Here is a 19,210-nt window from a genome sequence, read left to right as displayed (position 1 = left end):
GTACACAGGAGAGATTCCCAAAGCCGTACATGAGGAATATACTAAAATAAAAAGAAAAAGTTGATATCATGCTTGGAAGTCTGATTTTAGTATTTGCCCTCTGTACAGATACCTTTGTGGCCAGCCTGGCCTATGGAGCCAACCGGGTCCATGTGGGCTGGGGAAAGGTGGCTCTGTTAAATGGTATATGCAGCGGTTGTCTGGGCCTGGCCCTGGGTCTGGGCAGCGTTATAAGCGCTGTCCTTCCGGGGGATGTGACCAGAATCATCTGCTTTGTAAGCCTGTTCCTGCTGGGATTCATCAAGTTCCTGGACTACAGCATTAAGGCCTATATTAACCGCCATTGCTGTATCCGCCGGAATTTAAGCTTTTCCCTGTCAGGGCTAAAGGTTATAGTCAATATTTACGGGGACCCCATGGCAGCGGATGTGGACGGTTCCCAGTCCCTGGGATGGAAGGAAACCGTATTCCTGGCCCTGGCCATGTCCATAGACAGCCTGGTGGCCGGAACCATGGCGGCCCTGCTGGATATTCCCGTGGCAGCCACCCTGGTGCTGTCCTTTGCCGTGGGAGTGTGTATGATGTACGGCGGCCTGTGGCTGGGCCGCAAGGTGGCCTCCCGTTTCCGGTGCGACCTGTCCTGGATCAGCGGCGTTCTGCTGATGGTCCTGGCTCTGATGAAGGTCCTTCATTGACGGGCAGGGGATTGCACAATGGCATCGGGGAGCATGCAGGGAGCCGTGTCAGATGGTATCCTGCGCCCTGTTTATTTCCGGTTTATGGAAGCTCTTCCATACATTCCCCGGCGCAGGAAGCAGAAAAACTGTGTCGAAATGTAAAATAAAAGTAAAGAAACATGAAAAAAGCAGTCCGGGCAGCGAATTGGAATTCCAATACGCCGGTCCAGGGCTGCTTTTGGCTGCTGCTTTGCCTATATATCCTTTGCCTTGGCTGACAAACCTTCCATGTAGGCTTCTGCCTTTGATTTATCCAGAGGGTCCAATTTATCATACAGGTCCATAATCCGTCTCTGCTGTTCGTTCAGGGTAACCTGTATGCCATCGGTGCTGTAGAACTGGGCCATGGTTATTCCCATGACTTCGCAGATGCGCCGTATGGTCGGTATACTGGGAACCGTGGTACGTCTGAACAGGTTGCCTATATTATTAGGGGAAGTATCCATCTCCAGTGCCAGGCGGTAATGACTCCATCCCCGCTCTCTGCAAAGTTCTTCTATGCGCTCCAGCTCATAACTCATCATGCTTTTCACCACCATTGTCTATTATCTACAAAATCTTTTGTATTATTGTATCCCAGAGGTGAAAAAAACATTAGGCTGAAATGTAGTAGTGGGGGAATTCACTATATAATGCATAAATACACGTACAATGCATTGCTATACCAGATGCCCGTCATCCCCGTATCCCAGAAGGTCGTTGGGGGTGATATGGAAATAGTCGCAGAGTATCTTAAGCTCAATGTCCGTTACAAGACGTTTGCCCTTTTCAATCCTTAAAATAGTCAGTTCGCTGAAATAATAGCCCTGCACCTGAAGCTGGGCAGCCATTTCCTTCTGGGATAGTTTTTTGCCCTTGCGCAGCTTGAAGATTTGTTCGCCAATCAGGTTTCTCTGTGGCTGGGAATTGTAGGAGATTTTCATAAATGTCCCTCTGTTCAGTGTAATACTTCTAAAAGTGAAGTTCCTATATGATTGTAATGAATATGAATATATCAAAGTTTCTAATAAAGAAGGAATAAAAAATAAAGTAGAAAATTCCATAGGATTATGATAGACTTGTAAAAGTATGAAAGAGACAGGAGAGAATTATGCAGAGAATCGCGAAATTTCATAAAGTTAGTTTTGAACAGTTCAAGGCAGATTGGTCCGATACCTTCCCGGATACGCCGGAGGAAGAGATAATACATATTTATGAAGGAATCCGGCTCCCGGCCAGGGCCACATCCGGTTCTGCCGGATATGATTTCTTCATGCCGGTTCCCCTTACCCTGGCTCCGGGCGAAAGCATGAAAGTCCCCACAGGCGTCAGGGCTGAGATTGACACTGGATGGGTGCTTCAGATTTTTCCGCGCAGCAGCCTGGGATTCAAGTTCAGGCTCCAGCTGAACAACACGGTGGGCATCATTGACAGCGACTATTTTTATTCGGACAATGAGGGCCATATGTTCATAAAGGTGACCAATGATTCCAGGGAGGGAAAGACTGTGGAACTGGGACAGGGCGCCGGCTTTGCACAGGGAATCTTCATCCCCTACGGCATTACTGTGGATGATGAGTGCAGTGATGTGCGCAACGGCGGTTTTGGAAGTACGGATGCAAGGTAGGTAGAAATATATGGGAAGTCGCGGACAGAGGTCACACAGCAGCGGGCAAAGGCCCCGGACAAAGGGGCAGTACCCGGGATACGCAGGAGGAAAGCCGGTTTCCAGTGCCAGGCGCAGGCGCCGCAGAAGAAACCGGATGATTAAGGCGGTCATAGCATGGGCAGTCTGCCTCCTGCTTGTGGGGCTGGTTGCAGTGGGAACATTCCGGCTGGTGGCCCACATAACCACCTCAAAGAAACGCCAGTTCCGTGCAGAGGGCATTGAGAAGCTGGAGGCAGGGGACTATGCAGGGGCCATCGGCTCCTTTGAAACAGCCCTTGAAAAGTCCGGCAAGGGAGCAGAGAATTTCAACCGGGATGTACTCTTATACAGGGCGGACGCAGAGTTCCTGTTAAAGGACTATAATGCGGCCATCCATACCTATGACCTTTTGCTGGAAATGAAGCCGGACACGCCGGAGTACATGTACAGGCAGAGCAGCTGTTATGCACAGCTGGGAGATACGGATAATGCCATTAAGCGCTACCGGGAGGCGGAGGAAAAGGATAAGAAGGACAAACCCGCGCCCGGCAGGCAGGAGGCCCTGCTGGCGGCAGGCAGCGCCTGTGTGGATGCCAGGGAGTACGATAAGGCCATGGCGCTTTATGAGGATGCAATTAAGGGTGGGATGGAACATGGTGAAATCTATAATCAAATGGGTATATGCCAGATGGCTGCAAAGGATTACCAGAGTGCTTATGATTCATTTGACAAAGGGTACCAGGTAGCTGCCGCGGCCCAGGCTGCTGCTCTCCAGGAAAAAGACCGGGAAGCAGATAAAGAGGCGGATAAAAAGGATAAGAAGGAAGCTGACGCCGGGGAAAGCGGAGACGTTTCGCCGGCTGGCGGGACCGGAGCGGACAGCTACAGGGAACTTTTAAAGGAGCTTTCGTATAACAGGGCCGCTGCCTGCGAACACTTACAGCAGTACGATAAAGCGCTGGCGCTGTTTGAGGACTTTGTGAAGGAGTTTGGCTCTGACGAAGCCGCGGAGCATGAGATTGCATTTTTGAAGACGAGGTAGGAATGGCTGATTTAATTGATTTAAGTGAACTGCAGGAGAGGGTGATACTGGTGGCTGTGAGCACGGCTGAGGAGGAGGACACACCCGCCTCCCTGGATGAGCTGGAGGAGCTGGTCTCCACAGCCGGGGCCGTGACCGTGGCAAGAATCATCCAGAACCGGGAAAAGGTCCATCCGGGCACTTACCTGGGCAAGGGCAAGATAGATGAGGTAAGGGAGCTGCTGTGGGATACCCGGGCCACAGGTGTTGTCTGTGACGATGAATTGTCACCGGCCCAGCTCAGGAACCTGGAGGATGCCCTGGATACCAAGGTCATGGACAGAACCATGGTCATACTGGATATCTTTGCTTCGCGGGCCAACACAAGGGAGGGCAAGATTCAGGTGGAGCTGGCCCAGTTAAAATACAGGGCTGTGCGTCTGGTGGGCATGCGCAATTCCCTGTCGCGTCTGGGAGGCGGCATAGGCACCAGGGGACCGGGAGAGAAGAAGCTGGAGACGGACCGCAGGCTCATCCACCAGAGAATCGGGCAGCTTAAGGAGGAACTGGCGGATGTGAAGCGCCACCGGGAGGTGACCAGGCAGCAGAGGGAGAAGGATTTTGCCCTTTCCGCCGCCATCGTGGGCTATACCAACGCCGGCAAGTCCACACTGCTCAACCGTCTGACCGGGGCGGGAATCCTGGCTGAGGATAAGCTTTTTGCCACCCTGGACCCTACCACCAGAAGCTATACCCTGGAGGACGGCCAGCAGATACTGCTTACGGACACCGTGGGCTTTATCCGCAAGCTTCCCCATCATCTCATAGAGGCGTTCAAGAGTACATTGGAGGAGGCGCGCTACAGCGATATTGTTCTCCATGTGGTGGATTGTTCCAATCCCCAGATGGATATGCAGATGCATGTAGTGAAGGAAACGCTGAAGGAGCTGGAGATTGTGGATAAGACCATTGTCACCGTGTTCAACAAGGTGGACCGGTTCCGTGAACTGGAGGCCAAGGAGGACAGCGGCATCATGCAGATTCCCAGGGATTTCTCATCGGACTACCAGGTGCGTATTTCGGCTAAGACCGGGGAGGGACTGGAAGAACTGCAGAAGGTGCTCCAGGCCATTATCCGCAGCAGGCGGATTCTGTTAGAGAAGGTATTTCCATACAGCCAGGCCGGGCGCATCCAGACCATCCGCAAATACGGCCAGCTTCTGGAGGAGGAGTACCAGGAGGACGGAATCGCAGTCAGGGCATATGTGCCGGCAGAGCTTTTCGGCAGGCTTTTTTCCGACTGATTTAAAGGAAACTGATATAAAATGCCCCCTGTCCGAAAAACCACGCAGGTATGCGCCTTTGCGGGGATTTGGGAAAAAGAGTTATAAGTACAGTTAATAAGACACAATATCTAGGATAATATAAAATGTTATTCATAGATATTGTGTTTTGTATTTCCATCTGCTATAATGGGTGCGTAGCTCGCTCCGAAGGGAGCGGGCCCTACGTTTCCACAGCCATGAAACAGCTGTGTCATTCCGGGCCCAAAAGACGCGGAATAAGGGTTGAAATAAAGTGCACGTGGGTTGAAAGGAGCAAGTGGTATGATTCAGGTAGTTAAAAGGGATGGGGAAGTTGCCGAGTTTAGTCTGAATAAGATAACAGAGGCCATCAAGAAGGCATTCAGGGCAACATCCAAAGATTACAACAATGAGATTCTGGAGTTATTATCCTTAAGGGTGACTGCGGATTTTCAGAATAAGATGAAGGATGGCAGGATTTCCGTAGAAGAAATCCAGGACAGCGTGGAGCATGTCCTTGAACAGACCGGATATACAGATGTGGCCAAGGCCTACATTTTATATAGGAAACAGAGAGAAAAGATACGGAATATGAACAGCACGATTCTGGATTACAAGGACGTGGTGAACAGTTATGTGAAGGTGGAGGACTGGCGTGTAAAGGAAAACTCCACGGTCACCTACTCCGTGGGAGGACTGATTCTCAGCAACTCCGGCGCCGTGACAGCCAACTACTGGCTCAGCGAGATTTACGACCAGGAGATAGCGGAGGCCCACCGCAATGCGGATATCCACATCCACGACCTGTCCATGCTCACCGGATACTGCGCAGGCTGGTCCTTAAAGCAGCTCCTGATGGAAGGACTGGGAGGCATTACGGGAAAGATTACCTCCTCACCGGCAAAGCACCTGTCCGTGCTCTGCAACCAGATGGTCAACTTCCTGGGAATCATGCAGAACGAATGGGCCGGGGCCCAGGCATTTTCATCCTTTGATACATACCTTGCTCCCTTTGTAAAAGCAGATAATTTAAGCTACCCCGAGGTAAAGAAGTGCATTGAGTCCTTTATCTACGGAGTGAACACCCCCAGCCGCTGGGGCACCCAGGCTCCCTTCTCCAACATCACCCTGGACTGGACGGTTCCGGACGACATGGCAGAGATGAATGCCATCGTGGGCGGCAGGGAGATGGACTTTAAGTATAAAGACTGCAAGAAGGAGATGGACCTGATTAACAAGGCGTTCATTGAGACCATGATTGAAGGAGATGCCAATGGACGCGGATTCCAGTACCCCATTCCCACTTACTCCATTACCAATGATTTTGACTGGTCGGATACAGAGAACAACCGTCTTCTGTTTGAAATGACATCCAAGTACGGAACGCCTTACTTTTCCAACTACATCAACAGCGACATGCAGCCCAGCGATGTCCGCAGCATGTGCTGCCGTCTCCGCCTGGACCTCAGGGAGCTGCGCAAGAAAACAGGCGGATTCTTCGGCTCCGGCGAGAGCACCGGCTCCGTGGGCGTGGTGACCATCAATATGCCGAGAATTGCTTACCAGGCAAAGGACGAGGCGGATTTCTATGCAAAGCTGGACCACATGATGGACGTGTCTGCCCGTTCCTTAAAGACCAAACGCCAGGTTATAACAAAGCTTTTGAACCAGGGCCTGTATCCCTACACCAAGAGATATCTGGGCACCTTTGAAAATCATTTTTCCACCATCGGCCTTATCGGCATGAACGAGGCCGGCCTCAATGCCAGATGGGTGAAGCAGGACATGACCAACAGGGAATGCCAGGAGTTCACCAAGAAGGTGCTGAACCATATGAGGGAGCGCCTGTCGGATTACCAGGAGATGTACGGCGACCTTTACAACCTGGAGGCCACGCCTGCTGAGTCCACCACCTACCGTCTGGCCAAGCATGACAAGCAGCGCTATCCGGACATTATCACTGCAGGGGCGGAGGGGGATACGCCCTACTACACCAACAGCTCCCATCTTCCTGTGGATTATACGGAGGATGTATTTGACGCCCTGGATATCCAGGATGAGCTTCAGACGCTGTACACATCAGGAACCGTGTTCCACGCATTCCTGGGTGAGAAGATGCCTGACTGGAAGGCTGCGGCCAACCTGGTGCGCACGGTTGCTGAGAACTACAAGCTGCCTTACTATACCCTGTCGCCCACGTATTCCATCTGCAAGTGCCATGGATACCTGATTGGAGAACATTTCACCTGTCCAATCTGCGGGGAGAAGGCAGAGGTATACAGCCGCATTACAGGCTACTACCGTCCGGTCCAGAACTGGAATGAAGGCAAGACCCAGGAGTATAAGAACCGTACCAACTACAACATCGGCCAATCCCAGTTAAAGCACGGCGTGTCCAGAATCGCGGCAGACACCAGGGAGAGGACAGGCAGCGCCCAGACAGAGGTTTCCCATCAGGGGAAGGAGAAGGCAGGCGCGTCAGCCCATCTGTATCTCTTTACCACCAAGACCTGTCCCAACTGCGTATCGGCAAAGGAGTTCCTAAAAGGACAGGATTACCAGATTATCGATGCGGAGGAGCGTCCTGACCTGGCGGAAAAGTTCGGTATTATGCAGGCTCCCACCCTGGTGATTGTCAGCGACGGCATTGTACAGAAGTTTGCCAATGCTTCCAACATACGCAGGTTTGTGGAGCAGAATCAGACAAATACAGTAAAGGCATAAGGGCTGGAAGATGGATGCATTGTTTATGTTTATGGGTGCGCTGTGCCTGGCCGAGGGTGTATGCCTGTTTGCTGGAAAGGATTTCCTCATGTTTGTGGGTTCCACCAGGAAGGAGGACTACGACCTGGAAAAGGTGTTCCGGGTGGAGAAATGGATATTCCTGGTGGATGCTGCCTGCAGCTTAGGGGTGGGCTTTAACCGGTTTCCTGATACAGTGGAATCCATTCTGCTGGTTGTGTTCGGAGCCACACTGGCTGCCCATATCTATGTGTTTAAGAATAAAAAATTCCGGAGATAATGTTGCCGGGAATCATGCGGACCGCTGCTCTCAGTGAATGGGAGCAGCGGTTTTTTGCGGTTCAGGGACTTGAATTGGAAGATGTGCACAAAAGCATTGGGATAAAATGCCGGATTTAGATAAACATACACATCATCACTTGATAAAAAGCTGTATAGCTATATACTAGTAGTATAGCTGCATAGCTAATAACGTGAGTACATTGGAGGAGGAATCATGAAAACGTTAAAGGAGAAGCTGAGAGACAGGGAGAACCTGTCAGGGATGCATATTTGCCTGACAGAACCTTGTATCACTGAGATGTGCGCCGGTCTGGGGTATGATTTTCTGTGGATTGACACGGAGCACACAGCCATTGATTACCAGGTGCTGCTGTACCATCTGATGGGGGCGAAAGCAGGCGGCACCGATACCCTGGTGCGCATTCCATGGAATAACCAGGTACTGGCAAAGAGGGTGCTGGAGATGGGACCCACGGGAATCATCATCCCCATGGTCAACTCGGCCCAGGAACTGGACGCCGCCATGCAGGCCACCCTGTATCCGCCGTATGGAATACGGGGATTCGGCCCCCTGCGCGCAGTGCGGTACGGGCTGGACGATGCTGACTCGTTCATAGAGTCTTCCAGGCAGCAGCTGGTCCGGTGTGTCCAGATTGAGACAAGGACAGCCGTGAAAAATCTGAAGGAGATGGTCAGGAACCCGTATGTGGACTGCTTTATTCTGGGTCCCTGCGATCTGTCCGGTTCCATTGGGGAGCTGAACCGGGTATTTGAAGAGCATACCAGCAGCCTGATTGACGAGGCCGTGGCCATCATCAATGAGAGCGGGAAATCATCCGGCGTATCCACAGGAAGCAATGACCCGGATATCATACGCTACTGGCATGAAAAGGGCCTTAACGTCATATCAGCCGGTTCGGATTATGTACATATTATGGACGGGGCCCGAAGGGAATTAAACATGATGAGACAGATTCAGGAAAAGAGATAGGGAGGATAAACACTATGAGAAAACGCATGATTAGTATCGCATTAGTTCTTGCAATGACCGCAGGCCTGGCTGCATGCGGCCAAAAAGCGCCTGAGAGCAAGAGTCCGTCCGAGACGGAGGCAAAGACAGAAGCAGCCTCCGGTGCATCTGCCCCTGAACAGGCTGCGCCGGAGGCGGGCGGGGATTTGCCGGAGGTAAAGCTGGTATTTTCCACACAGTCCAGCGGGGACGTGAATTATGTTAAGGCCATGCATATGATAGCGGATGAGATATCGGAAAAGACCAACGGCAAATTTACCATGGAAATCCATGAAAACGGAAGCCTGATGACCCAGGAGGGCGAGGTGGATGCCGTGGCAAGAGGAAGTCTGGATATGATGTTCAGTTCCCCGTTCCTGATTTCCGACCAGCTTCCATACCTGACCATGTTTACCGCGGCCTACATTTTCCAGAATGAGCAGCACATGCGGGCTGTCATGGATGGGGAGATTGGCCAAAAGGTAGCGGATGATGTGGCGGAAAAATTAAATGTGCGCTGGCTGTCAGCCCTGTACTGCGGAGCCCGCCATCTGGATATGAGGGACATTGGAAAGGAAATCACAAAGCCGGAAGATTTGAACGGAGTCAATTTAAGGATGCCCAATTCATCTGCATGGCTCTTCATGGGCAAGGCCCTGGGAGCAAATCCCACACCCATGGCTTATGCGGAGATATACCAGGGACTTCAGACCGGCGCCATTGACGGACAGGAGAACCCCCTGCCTACCACCATTGCGCAGAAATGGTATGAGGTGACCAGCCAGATTGTACTCACGGGCCATGTGATTGAGCCCATGTGCATTGCAATCAATGAGGAGAAGTGGCAGTCCCTTCCCCAGGAATACAGGGATATCATGACAGAGGCAGTGAGGACAGCCACTGCATGGTGCGATGAGGCAAACCTGAAACAGGAGCAGGAAGCCATTACGTTTCTGAAGGAACAGGGACTGACAGTCATTGAACCGGACCTGGACGCATTTATGGAGTATTCTGAGAATTATTATCTCAACGACAAGGACATGGTAAAAGATTGGGATATGGATTTATATCACCAGATTAAGGACCTGAAATATTAATGAGAGGTATTCTGAATGGACATATGGAAGAAATGCTTTCGGGCTGTCATGGATTTTATTGAGATTTATATGCCCATGTGCTGGTTTGTTCTGCTGTTTGTGGCGTTCATCCTGCAGATTATATCCAGATACATATTTAATAATCCCCTGGTATGGCCTTATGAACTGGCGCAGATTTCCTATGTATGGATAATTACCTTGGGATGCTGCTATGCCCAGCGCACAGATGACAATATTGTCTTTTCCGTGATTTACGAGCTTGTGGGAGAAAACACGAGGAGGCTGTTCCGGCTCCTTCAGGATATCCTGATAGTCGGCCTGCTGACCTACCTGGTCCCGCCGGCGCTGGAGTTTTACCGGTTTTATTTTACCAGGTACAGCACGGTATTCAAGGTCCCTCTGGGATTCGTATATCTGGGATTTTTCCTGTTTCAGATTATCACCATTGTCCGGTACTGCCGGGACCTGGCGGGCTGTGTTAAGGAATTTGGGAAAGGAGGGAAGGCGGTATGAGTCATGCCATGATGATTTCCCTTGGCCTGCTGGTTGTGTGTTTTGTTATCAGGATGCCCATTGCCATAGGAATGATTATATCCTCCACCCTTTACCTGGCTGTGAAAGGCATGGACCCCAGCGTGGTGGTGGAGATTTTTACCAGCAAGATGTATAACAATTTTATTCTGCTGGCTGTTCCGCTTTTTATCTTTGCGGCAAATATTATGAACTCCAGCAAGGTGACAGACAAGATTTTCGACTTTTCCAAGGTCCTGGTGGGACGATGGAAGGGCGGTCTGGGGCATGTGAACGTCATTGCATCCCTGATATTTTCAGGAATGACAGGTTCCGCTGTGGCTGATGCGTCGGGACTTGGAATCATGGAGATTGAGGCCATGCGCAAGGAGGGATACGACGATGGGTTCAGCGCAGCCATAACAGCCGGCTCCGCTGTAATCGGGCCCATCTTTCCTCCCAGCATTCCACTGGTCATATACGGGGTTATTGCAGGCGCTTCCATCGGCAACCTGTTCCTGGCGGGCATGGTGCCCGGAATCATACTGGCCCTGGCCCTGTGCATCTATGTCTGCTATATTGCCAATAAGAGAAACTATCCCAGCGGAAAGAGATATGCGGGAATGGAATTTGTCAGGATGACGGTGAGCGCTATTCCGGCCCTCCTTACCCCTGTCATCCTGCTGATGGGAATTTATACAGGCATCATGACCGCCACAGAGGCCGGGGCGGTGGCGGCTCTCTACGCCCTCATCATTTCCGTCTTTGCGTACCGTTCCATTACATTGCCGGAGTTTATGCAGGTATTAAAAAACACCGTCAGGTCCACGGGACAGATTGGCATCATGTTGGGCGCTGCCTATGTGTTTTCTTATGTGATTGCGGTGGAAAATCTTCCGTCCCTGGCAGGCAGCCTGATTCTGTCCTTTGCCACCACCAAGGTTTCTTTCCTTATTTTTGTCAACATCCTGCTGTTCATACTGGGAATGCTGCTGGATTCCGCTGTTTTGCAGCTGGTGCTGCTTCCCATTTTATGTCCGATTGCCCAGTCCTTTGGGATTGATATGGTTCATTTCGGCGTGGTGTTTACGCTGAATACCATGATTGGGCTCTGTACGCCGCCATTTGGAATGCTTTTATTTATTGTGACGGGAATCAGCGGGGAGAAGATGAACACCATTATAAAAGAAATCATGCCCATGGTTTTTGTGATGGTCCTGGTGCTGATACTTGTAACATTTGTACCGGATGTCATTATGTGGCTGCCAAGGCTCTTTGGCCGATAAAATTCTTGTATCTTTTCAATTGTTGTATTAAGATAAACAGGAGGGGGATATGTAACAGGCAGGGTTTTAAGAATATTAAGATAGAGATGGGTAATGTATTATGGAAGAACTGGATTTCAAAGTTAAGAAGAAAAATTTATATGAGACAGTGGCTGACCGTATGGAAGACATGATACTGAGTAATTCGCTGCGGCAGGGGGAACGGCTGCCCAGTGAGCAGGAGCTGGCGTTGAAATTCGGAATCAGCCGCAATGTCATGAGAGAGTCCCTGAAGCTGCTTAAGGAAAGGCAGCTGATTGTACAGAAGAACGGGGAAGGGACTTTTATAGCAAAGCCTGAAAGCGGAAGCGTCACTGAGATTCTCAACCGTATGCTGCGGCTGGATGATATCGGATATATGGATGTGTATGAGATGCGTAAGCTGCTGGAGCCTTACGCCAGCAGGGTTGTGGCTGAAAAAAAGGACGCATTGGATTTTGAACAGCTGGAACAGTATGTGCAGGGAATGATTGAAAGTAAGGATGTCTGGGATAAACGCATTGATTATGATATCCAGTTCCATATCTGCATCGCAGAGGCAACCGGGAATCCGCTGCTGATTTGTTTCATTAAATCCATGGTAAGCCTGTGGAAGACAATCCTGCTCAGAGGGATTGTAACACAGCAGGAGGGCCATCAGGATGGGATTGAATTCCACAAGCGAATCATTGAGTGCCTGAAAAAAGGAGACCCGGATGAGGCTGAGGCAATTATGAAGGCCCATATTGAGAAGTCCGCCAAGATGTGCTGGGTGGAGGATGCGCAGTAAAAAAGTTGTCAGTTATGAAATGCAATAAGGACAGTCCCGCGGGGGTTAGAAACTGGGGGGGGGGGGCTGTCCTTTTTCTCATCTGGGACATCCAGGCCTCTGGGATATTCAGGCCTCTTCTTCTTGGATGCTTTTCCGGAGCTTATCCACTGCGGCCCGGAAGTCCCCGTTATCCAGAAACTGCTTATAGTACGCATCCTCCAGCAGGCTCTTAAGGAGCAGCCGGCGTATTTCTATTGTGGAGGCCGGATGTTCCCCGTCTATCTTTACTCCGGGAGAGAACAGGACGGGATTGGGTTTCTGGACCGTGCCGGTGATGGCATCCACAAACTGAATCATGCTCTCCAATGCCTGCTGGTCCTGTCCGGCCCGCTGGTATGCCTGGGCAAAGAATCCGGGACTCATGCCGTTTCCCACGCCCAGCAGCTCTTCCAGCCTGCGGTAAATGACGCACAGCTCCAGAGCCTTTGCGGTGTCGGGGGTCATTTCCGGGTTCATCATCTGGATGAGGAAGTTCTGTATCTGGCGAGTCAGCACATACAAGCGCTTCTGCAGGACTTCCAGAGCCTGTCCGGCCTTCCCCTTTTTCAGGTACAGCAGTGCCCAGACGGAGGTGGAGTCAGTGCTTTGCTGGGGCAATTCCTTTAAAAGGCTCTCCGCTTTATCCAGCTCGCCTTCCAGTATGGCGATGGAGGCCAGGTGGGAGACGGCTGTCTGCCAGCAGGACGGGGCACCGCTGGCCCGGACTTCCTCCAGAAGCTGTTTTTTCTGTTTTGTCCAGCTGTCCTTTACTGTCTGGGGCTGGGCTGGAAACAGCATGGCGAAGAGGTCAAACAGAGTGACTGCCCTGGATTTCAGGGGTATACTTGAGGGGTAGGTGTGCAGAAGCGATTGTATCATGGTGTCCGCTGCCTCGTATCCAAGATTCCTGGCTGTCTCCACGATTTCGTTCAGCCGTTCATCAATCTGTACTTCCGTAAGGGTTTCCTCAAACTGCAGCAGGGTATCCACATTGGTGTTCAGGGCGCGGGCCAGAGGGCATAAAAGAGCAATGTCCGGGCAGGAGGCGCCCGTTTCCCTTAATTAAAGATATTGTTGGGTAAAAAAAGAAAGGTCAGTCGATTTTGCCGATGAAGCGGTAGTAGATTTCTACTTCCTGCTCACGGCTTCCATCCTCGCCCTTGACAGCTTCGTGGACGGTTATTTTTTCAATTAGAGTGTTCAGAAGTTCGGCGGTCAGCTCCACAGGGTTGACATACTGTTTCATTAGGGCAATCCACTTTTCAGCATCCGCTGCGGTCTGTACGGCGGCTTCCATCATTTCGTGAAGCTGTCTTATTTTTGTTTCAAGCTCCTTTTGCTCGTTCTGGTACTTCTCGGACAGCATATTGAAGTTATACTCGGTTATGCGTCCGGCAGACCAGTCCTCATACATTTTAGCAAACAGCCCGTCAACCTCGGCTTTACGCTTCTCTGCCTTTTTCAGCTCCGCAGCCTGCTTTTTCTTCGCAGAGTTTCTTTCCCTGTCGCTGGCATTGAGCAGGCGTTTCAGCAGCTTGTCCTCGTCTTTCTGTGCCAGCATAGACCAGTATTGCAGTCTTGCAAGCACATAGGCATACAGTACATCATAGCGGATATAGTGCATGGAACACTGGCGTAATCCCTGCCCGTTCTTGCTGCAATGGTAGTACCCGTATGGGTTCTTATTCTGCTTGTTTTCCCCATAGGCTAAAGACCATCCGCAGTCTGCACATTTTATCAATCCTGCGAAAATCTGTGTCGTACCGTTTCTGCGTTTCCTGCGTCTGCTTGCAATCAGCTCCTGAACTTTTTGGAACACTTCTTCAGAAATGATGGCTTCGTGGGTATTTTCCACACGATACCATTCTTCCTGCGGCTTCCGCACCTTTTTCTTGTTCTTGAATGAAATGTTGCTCTGCTTGTTGTGAATGCTGTGACCGATGTAGGTTTCCTCTTTCAAAATGCTCTTGACCTGTGCTATCGTCCACGCATAGGCTTTTTCTGCGGGCGCACCGGCGTAGATATTGGCGAAAGTCCCGTATCTTTCATAGTTCAGCCAGCCGGGGGTAGGTACTTTTTCCTCCACCAGAATCCGTGTAATGCTGGCGGCTCCACGCCCGTGTACAGCAAGGTCAAAAATCTTCTCTACAATCCAGCGTGTTTCCGGGTCGATCAGAAGATGACCTTTTTTGTCCGGGTCTTTTACATAGCCCAGCGGTGCATAGGCTCCATAGTGTGCGCCATTGGCAAATCTTGTGTGCATGGCAGCCTTGACCTTTTTGCTGGTCTGTCGGGCGTGCATTTCATTCAGGATGTTTAAGAACGGTGCAAGCTCGCTTTCTCCGTTGATGGTGTCCACATTGTCATTGATGGCAATGTAGCGTACTCCCTTGCTGGGGAAATAGATTTCCGTGTACTGACCGGTCAGGATATAGTTTCTTCCCAGACGGGATAAGTCCTTTGTGACAACGCAGTTGATTTTCCCGTCTTCGATGTCATCAATCATCCTTTGGAAACTTGGACGCTCGAAATTTGTCCCACTCCATCCGTCGTCAATGTACTCGTCTACAACGGTCAGCCCATGCTCTGCGGCATACTGTCTAAGCATCATGCGCTGGGTCTGGATACTGCCGCTTTCCCCCTGTAATTCATCGTCACGGCTCAATCTCAAATATAGTGCAGTGTTATAAATCGTTGTATTGTATGGTTGTTTCACGGTTAAAAATCCTCCTTCTAAAAGAAACAACCCACGCTTATACAATACTCGCTGGTACAAGTATATCATAAGCGTGGGCTGATTGACAGTCGTTATTCCGTATTTTTTCAGGAAGCGGCGGCAGCGTGCTGGATCACATCTTCCAGCAGGCTGTCAAGCGGCTTCCCATCCTGTGCGAAATGCTCCGATACCTTGATACGGACTTTCCCCATGACAAAATACTGGGTGCCGTCTTTTTCGGTAAGCAGGGTGCCGCTGTTTTTGTTATTGCTCTCGTTTTTGCTTTTTGCCATAGGCAGTTACCTCCATAAATGAAATATGCCCGACAAGGGAATGTCAGACAGGTGTACAGCCGCAGACTGTCTCCGTGTCAACCAAACCGTGTCAACCGGCAGAAAAGACTTTGAAAACAATCCATAGGCGCTCTATTATTACTTTTTACTTTTTCTTTGATTTCTTGGTTGACATGGTTGACAAAGGAGAGAAATGCCCCAAATATCAGGCTTTTCCCCGTCAACCGGCTGTCAACCAAAGCGTCAACCAAACTGTCAACCGGTGGCTTTTCAGAATGGAAGTTCCATTTGCCGGGCTTCTTCTTCCGTGATTTCCTGAAAACCGTCCCCCTCCGGCGGAGCTTGGTTGACACGCTCCCAGCCTTTTTGAGAACCGTATTTCTTATACCGCTTCGGGCTTTTGTAGGCTACCCAGCCCTGTATGATGCCGCCCGCAATGCCGGTATTCATAATCTCGCAGATTGCCCGTGTCTCCCAGTCTGCCGGGGAATTTAAGTTCCCCAGCGCTTCCTCATAAAGCTGCTTGGAACATACCCTGTCGCCGGTGTAGTCCTCCAAATAGGCGTAGATCATGCCAGCCTGTGTGTCCTCCTGCATGAAGTCCTGCTGATGGGCGTTCAGGTATCGGTTCATTTCTATGCTGAATGACAGCTTATACTTCCCACTGCGGTAAACCGTCATGGCTTCCGCCCACATCTGTTCGATATACGCCCTCGCCGCCGCTTCATCGTCCAGTATGTGAACCTCCGCCCGTTCCGGGTACACCGTCACGGGGAGAAAGCGCCGGTTGCCGGTGCGGTCACGGGGCAAAAAGTCCTGCCGGTTGGTCGTCCCTCCAAATACACATTGCCGCAGCCGGTCTGCCGGATGTGTCTCATACGGCACTTTGTAGGTTTCTTTCTGGCGGCTTAAGAATGACTTGATTTCCTCAATACTCTTGGCGTTGGCTGTGGCAATCATCTCCGACATCTCGATAATCCAATGCCCTTGAAGCTTGCGGTACACATTTTCATCGTCCAGCTTTTTCAAATCGTCTGAAAACCATTCGTCCCTGCCTGCCAGCAGCCGGAAAAAGGTAGATTTCCCGGCTCCCTGACCACCAACCAGACAGAGCATGACCTCAAACTTGCTCCCCGGTCTGAATACCCGCCGGATGGCTCCCATCAGGAACAGTTTCAAGGCTTCATAGGTGTATTCGTCCGTATCGGCTCCCAGAAAGTGATGCAGGGCGTAACGGATGCGCTCTGTGCCGTCCCATTGCAGGCTGTTCAGGTAATCCCTGACTGGATGGTAGCGGTTTTCATTGGCAACAATCTTGATGGCGCTCTGCACCTTTTTCTCGCTGGTAAGCCCGTAATTTTCTTCCAGATACAAAAGCAGGTAGTTCATGTCCATGTCGGTCAGCGTGGTACTGGTGCGCTCCCAGCCCAGCGGCTTCACAATGTCAATCTGCTCCGTCAAAAGGTTCAGGCGCAGCGCCCCGCGAAACAGAGGGTCACGCTGGAACACCGTCAGGCAGTTTCGGATGCTGTTCTTCACGCCGCCTTTCTGCGTCCCCTCTAATGTTTCCCGGATTTCTGCCGGTGTCTGCGCCGGTTCCATTGTGTCCATCGTCCTTTTGACCGCTTCCTGCGTTTCCGGCGGCAAGCTCTGAAATTCGCTGTTCAAGCCGCAACACCTCCTTTCCCTGTGCGGCGATCAATGCCGCTTTTTCTTCTATTTCTCCGTATAACAAAATATCCAAAAGGTATTCTGTGTAGCTTATCCTCTGCAACGCTTCCACAAAAAGAGGATGCCAGATGGCATCCTGCGGCTGTGGGGCGTATGCTGTTTTCCAATGCTCCAGCAGGCGCAGATAATCGCATAGCACCCGGAAACAATACCGTTCCGTTTCCTGAAATCTCTGCTCCGCTGATTTTTGTCGGGGCTGTGACCTGTTGTTACGCTTCCTATCTGGTGGCGCATTGCCGGATTTCTCATAGGAAACGCCGAAGTCCTCCGCAAGCCTGACCGCAGCTTCCCGTTTCCCCAATCCATGCAGCAAAGCGGCAAAGTCGATCACATCCCCGGAAGCCCCGCAGCCGAAGCAGTAAAAGCGGCTGTCCACTTTCATGCTGGGCGTGCGGTCATTGTGGAATGGACAGCAGACCATGCCGTTTCTTCCCACCCGGATTCCATAGAATGAAGCAGCCTGCCGGGTGGTAACAGACTGTTTCACCGCTTCAAATACATTCAAATGCTCCCTCCATAAAAATACCGGTAGCGGTAAAGCTGCCGGTTATATCATAGCTCCATCTCATGGTTCTTTCTCTGTACTTCCTGTGGCTGCTCCCTCCGGCGCAGTGCGGTATCTACGGCGTTCTGCACCTGCCGCAGCCGTATGACTTCCTCCCGGAGTGGCTTGTGCTGCGGAGACAGTTCGGCATACTCTGTTTTTAACTGTGCGTATTCCTGTTTCCATGCTTTCAGGGCAATGGGTTTTCCGTCCAGTTTTTCTTTCAAAATACGGCGGGCGGCATAAAACAGCCGTAACTCCGCATCGTGGGATGTTTCAAATTTCTCCCTCTGTTTCTTAAACTTGATATTGTTCAATTCCGTATGAACAGGTTTTAGCCGCTGGTAATTCTCGCCCTCCCGTATCAATTCCTGCAATTCCTTTATCCGGGCAGATTTCTTTTTCATGGAGTCGCTTAACGCTTCAAATTCTTCGTTGACAGAGGAAAGACGCTCCTGCAAATCCTCTAATGTGAGCAGCTTGTTTTCCGTCAGATAATTGACGGCTTCGGCAAACTGCTTTAAGTTTCCGGTTCTGGCTTTATTGCTCCATGCCCCTGCGTTGCGCTGGTTGTAATAAGCGATCAACAGGTCGGCAAGGCTCGGTGTCTGCGGTTTGGAAAGTTCTTCTTTTACCTCTGCCATCCAGACAAACAGGGCTTTGATCTTCTTCCTCACATCCTGCATGAGCCGGTTGGTGGCTTTAATCCAGCGGTTCAGTTCCCCTTTCTCGGTGCGGATGCCCTTTGCTTCCATCTGCCGGACATTAGCTCCCTCGTGGACAGTAGGTATCAGGTCAAGCCCCTGCCGCACATAGGAACGGTGGTCGATACGTACATCCAGCCCTTTTTCCTCAAATTTTGTATTAACGGCAGCCGCCCACTGCTCCCGCCAGTGTTCCAGCGTTTCCGGTTCATGCCAGCCTGTTGTATGGACAGCGTTAAACATATAATCGCCGTTTTTATCCCGGATTCGGTTTCCATCTTCATCAAGAAGATATTCCCGACGCTGTTTTTGTCCCCATGTGCCATCCGGGTTCAAAGGGCGCATGGTTGTCATCACATGAAAATGCGGGTTAGGGATGCCGCCGTCCTCTTTCTCCGGGCTGTGAAAAGCAAGGTCGGCAATCATGCCTTTTGTCACAAACTGCTCCTGTACGAACTTCCTCGCCAGCTCCATGTTTTCTTCCAGCGTCAATTCATTCTGCATGGCAATATCAAAGGAATAGGCAAGCTGTGCTTTTGGATGTTTCTCGCAGTTCTCCACAGCATTCCAGAGGGTCGCCCGGTCAAGATATATTTCCGGCGCATGGGGCGGCAGCATGATTTCCGAAGCGATCACGCCGCCCTTTTTGGTGTAGTCGCTGACTTCTCCATAGTAGCTGCTGTAAAGACGCTCCCCGGCTCGATAGGCTGCGCTGGCAATGGCGCTCTGACCGGCGCTGCGCTTTATCTGTGCGATTGAAAAATGATAAAGTGCTATC

19 protein-coding genes are annotated in these 19,210 nt (G+C 51.0%); 11 read left to right on the top strand and 8 right to left on the bottom strand.

Going from position 1 to position 19,210, the window contains the following annotated elements; all coding sequences use genetic code 11:
* Positions 1–68: 68 nt before the first annotated feature.
* Positions 69–695 carry a manganese efflux pump gene (locus tag FGS84_RS17795; RefSeq protein WP_138309785.1) on the top strand — a complete coding sequence of 209 codons (627 nt, stop codon included), beginning with the start codon at positions 69–71 and terminating at the stop codon, positions 693–695.
* Between the two features lie 236 nt (positions 696–931).
* On the opposite strand, the gene FGS84_RS17790 is transcribed toward FGS84_RS17795, so the two are convergent.
* Positions 932–1,261: a helix-turn-helix transcriptional regulator gene (locus FGS84_RS17790; RefSeq protein WP_002569878.1), complete on the bottom strand. Its 330-nt coding sequence runs from the start codon at positions 1,259–1,261 to the stop codon at positions 932–934.
* Between the two features lie 135 nt (positions 1,262–1,396).
* Positions 1,397–1,660, bottom strand: coding sequence for a helix-turn-helix transcriptional regulator (locus FGS84_RS17785; protein ID WP_138309784.1), 264 nt, complete (start codon positions 1,658–1,660; stop codon positions 1,397–1,399).
* A gap of 167 nt (positions 1,661–1,827) precedes the next feature.
* Between FGS84_RS17785 and FGS84_RS17780 the strand changes: the two genes are divergently transcribed.
* From FGS84_RS17780 to FGS84_RS17735, 10 genes are all read left to right on the top strand, one after another.
* Positions 1,828–2,343, top strand: coding sequence for a deoxyuridine 5'-triphosphate nucleotidohydrolase (locus FGS84_RS17780; RefSeq protein WP_138309783.1), 516 nt, complete (start codon positions 1,828–1,830; stop codon positions 2,341–2,343).
* Positions 2,344–2,353: 10 nt separating this feature from the next.
* Positions 2,354–3,406, top strand: coding sequence for a tetratricopeptide repeat protein (locus tag FGS84_RS17775; RefSeq protein ID WP_138309782.1), 1,053 nt, complete (start codon positions 2,354–2,356; stop codon positions 3,404–3,406).
* Between the two features lie 2 nt (positions 3,407–3,408).
* Entirely contained in the window at positions 3,409–4,689 is a 1,281-nt protein-coding gene (gene hflX / locus FGS84_RS17770; protein WP_138309781.1) for a GTPase HflX, read from the top strand.
* 303 nt (positions 4,690–4,992) lie between these two features.
* Positions 4,993–7,413 (top strand): ribonucleoside triphosphate reductase, encoded by a 2,421-nt coding sequence (locus FGS84_RS17765; protein WP_138309780.1) that lies wholly within the window; start codon positions 4,993–4,995, stop codon positions 7,411–7,413.
* Between the two features lie 10 nt (positions 7,414–7,423).
* Positions 7,424–7,711, top strand: coding sequence for a hypothetical protein (locus FGS84_RS17760; protein ID WP_138309779.1), 288 nt, complete (start codon positions 7,424–7,426; stop codon positions 7,709–7,711).
* A gap of 216 nt (positions 7,712–7,927) precedes the next feature.
* Positions 7,928–8,704, top strand: a complete 777-nt coding sequence (locus tag FGS84_RS17755) for an aldolase/citrate lyase family protein (RefSeq protein WP_138309778.1) — start codon at positions 7,928–7,930, stop codon at positions 8,702–8,704.
* A gap of 14 nt (positions 8,705–8,718) precedes the next feature.
* Positions 8,719–9,819 (top strand): DctP family TRAP transporter solute-binding subunit, encoded by a 1,101-nt coding sequence (locus FGS84_RS17750; protein ID WP_138309777.1) that lies wholly within the window; start codon positions 8,719–8,721, stop codon positions 9,817–9,819.
* A gap of 15 nt (positions 9,820–9,834) precedes the next feature.
* Positions 9,835–10,332, top strand: a complete 498-nt coding sequence (locus FGS84_RS17745; RefSeq protein ID WP_138309776.1) for a TRAP transporter small permease — start codon at positions 9,835–9,837, stop codon at positions 10,330–10,332.
* On the top strand, positions 10,329–11,615 hold the full coding sequence (locus FGS84_RS17740; protein WP_138309775.1) for a TRAP transporter large permease: 1,287 nt from the start codon (positions 10,329–10,331) through the stop codon (positions 11,613–11,615). Before FGS84_RS17745 ends, FGS84_RS17740 begins: the two co-directional genes overlap by 4 nt.
* Positions 11,616–11,715: 100 nt before the next feature.
* Positions 11,716–12,423 carry a FadR/GntR family transcriptional regulator gene (locus tag FGS84_RS17735; protein ID WP_138309774.1) on the top strand — a complete coding sequence of 236 codons (708 nt, stop codon included), beginning with the start codon at positions 11,716–11,718 and terminating at the stop codon, positions 12,421–12,423.
* A gap of 108 nt (positions 12,424–12,531) precedes the next feature.
* Here the strand turns inward: FGS84_RS17735 and FGS84_RS17730 are convergent, their stop codons facing one another.
* From FGS84_RS17730 to mobQ, 6 genes are all read right to left on the bottom strand, one after another.
* Complete coding sequence (locus FGS84_RS17730; RefSeq protein WP_138309773.1) at positions 12,532–13,434, bottom strand: XRE family transcriptional regulator; 903 nt, start codon at positions 13,432–13,434, stop codon at positions 12,532–12,534.
* 103 nt (positions 13,435–13,537) lie between these two features.
* Positions 13,538–15,160: a recombinase family protein gene (locus FGS84_RS17725; RefSeq protein ID WP_138309772.1), complete on the bottom strand. Its 1,623-nt coding sequence runs from the start codon at positions 15,158–15,160 to the stop codon at positions 13,538–13,540.
* Between the two features lie 107 nt (positions 15,161–15,267).
* Positions 15,268–15,453, bottom strand: coding sequence for a hypothetical protein (locus tag FGS84_RS17720; RefSeq protein WP_004849804.1), 186 nt, complete (start codon positions 15,451–15,453; stop codon positions 15,268–15,270).
* Between the two features lie 270 nt (positions 15,454–15,723).
* A complete protein-coding gene (locus tag FGS84_RS17715; protein ID WP_115714955.1) occupies positions 15,724–17,064 on the bottom strand; it encodes a virulence-associated E family protein in 1,341 nt (446 codons plus the stop codon).
* On the bottom strand, positions 16,949–17,689 hold the full coding sequence (locus FGS84_RS17710) for a CHC2 zinc finger domain-containing protein (protein WP_138309771.1): 741 nt from the start codon (positions 17,687–17,689) through the stop codon (positions 16,949–16,951). Before FGS84_RS17710 ends, FGS84_RS17715 begins: the two co-directional genes overlap by 116 nt.
* A 47-nt stretch (positions 17,690–17,736) precedes the next feature.
* Positions 17,737–19,209: a MobQ family relaxase gene (gene mobQ / locus FGS84_RS17705; RefSeq protein WP_138309770.1), complete on the bottom strand. Its 1,473-nt coding sequence runs from the start codon at positions 19,207–19,209 to the stop codon at positions 17,737–17,739.
* Between the last annotated feature and the right edge of the window lies 1 nt (position 19,210).

The organism is Clostridium sp. 1001271st1 H5, from assembly GCF_005845215.1.
In the GTDB taxonomy this organism is placed as follows: Bacteria; Bacillota; Clostridia; order Lachnospirales; family Lachnospiraceae; genus Enterocloster.
This window is presented reverse-complemented; position numbering and strand designations above follow the sequence as displayed.

What these genes read in the sequence shown, in the direction of transcription:
- FGS84_RS17750 (WP_138309777.1), top strand. Translation starts at nt 8,719, where the DNA reads ATGAGAAAACGCATGATTAGTATCGCATTAGTTCTTGCAATGACCGCA.
- FGS84_RS17740 (WP_138309775.1), top strand. Translation starts at nt 10,329, where the DNA reads ATGAGTCATGCCATGATGATTTCCCTTGGCCTGCTGGTTGTGTGTTTT.
- FGS84_RS17735 (WP_138309774.1), top strand. Translation starts at nt 11,716, where the DNA reads ATGGAAGAACTGGATTTCAAAGTTAAGAAGAAAAATTTATATGAGACA.
- FGS84_RS17715 (WP_115714955.1), bottom strand. Translation starts at nt 17,064, where the DNA reads ATGGACACAATGGAACCGGCGCAGACACCGGCAGAAATCCGGGAAACA.
- FGS84_RS17795 (WP_138309785.1), top strand. Translation starts at nt 69, where the DNA reads ATGCTTGGAAGTCTGATTTTAGTATTTGCCCTCTGTACAGATACCTTT.
- FGS84_RS17760 (WP_138309779.1), top strand. Translation starts at nt 7,424, where the DNA reads ATGGATGCATTGTTTATGTTTATGGGTGCGCTGTGCCTGGCCGAGGGT.
- FGS84_RS17755 (WP_138309778.1), top strand. Translation starts at nt 7,928, where the DNA reads ATGAAAACGTTAAAGGAGAAGCTGAGAGACAGGGAGAACCTGTCAGGG.
- FGS84_RS17775 (WP_138309782.1), top strand. Translation starts at nt 2,354, where the DNA reads ATGGGAAGTCGCGGACAGAGGTCACACAGCAGCGGGCAAAGGCCCCGG.
- FGS84_RS17720 (WP_004849804.1), bottom strand. Translation starts at nt 15,453, where the DNA reads ATGGCAAAAAGCAAAAACGAGAGCAATAACAAAAACAGCGGCACCCTG.
- hflX (WP_138309781.1), top strand. Translation starts at nt 3,409, where the DNA reads ATGGCTGATTTAATTGATTTAAGTGAACTGCAGGAGAGGGTGATACTG.
- FGS84_RS17745 (WP_138309776.1), top strand. Translation starts at nt 9,835, where the DNA reads ATGGACATATGGAAGAAATGCTTTCGGGCTGTCATGGATTTTATTGAG.
- FGS84_RS17780 (WP_138309783.1), top strand. Translation starts at nt 1,828, where the DNA reads ATGCAGAGAATCGCGAAATTTCATAAAGTTAGTTTTGAACAGTTCAAG.
- FGS84_RS17785 (WP_138309784.1), bottom strand. Translation starts at nt 1,660, where the DNA reads ATGAAAATCTCCTACAATTCCCAGCCACAGAGAAACCTGATTGGCGAA.
- FGS84_RS17765 (WP_138309780.1), top strand. Translation starts at nt 4,993, where the DNA reads ATGATTCAGGTAGTTAAAAGGGATGGGGAAGTTGCCGAGTTTAGTCTG.
- FGS84_RS17790 (WP_002569878.1), bottom strand. Translation starts at nt 1,261, where the DNA reads ATGATGAGTTATGAGCTGGAGCGCATAGAAGAACTTTGCAGAGAGCGG.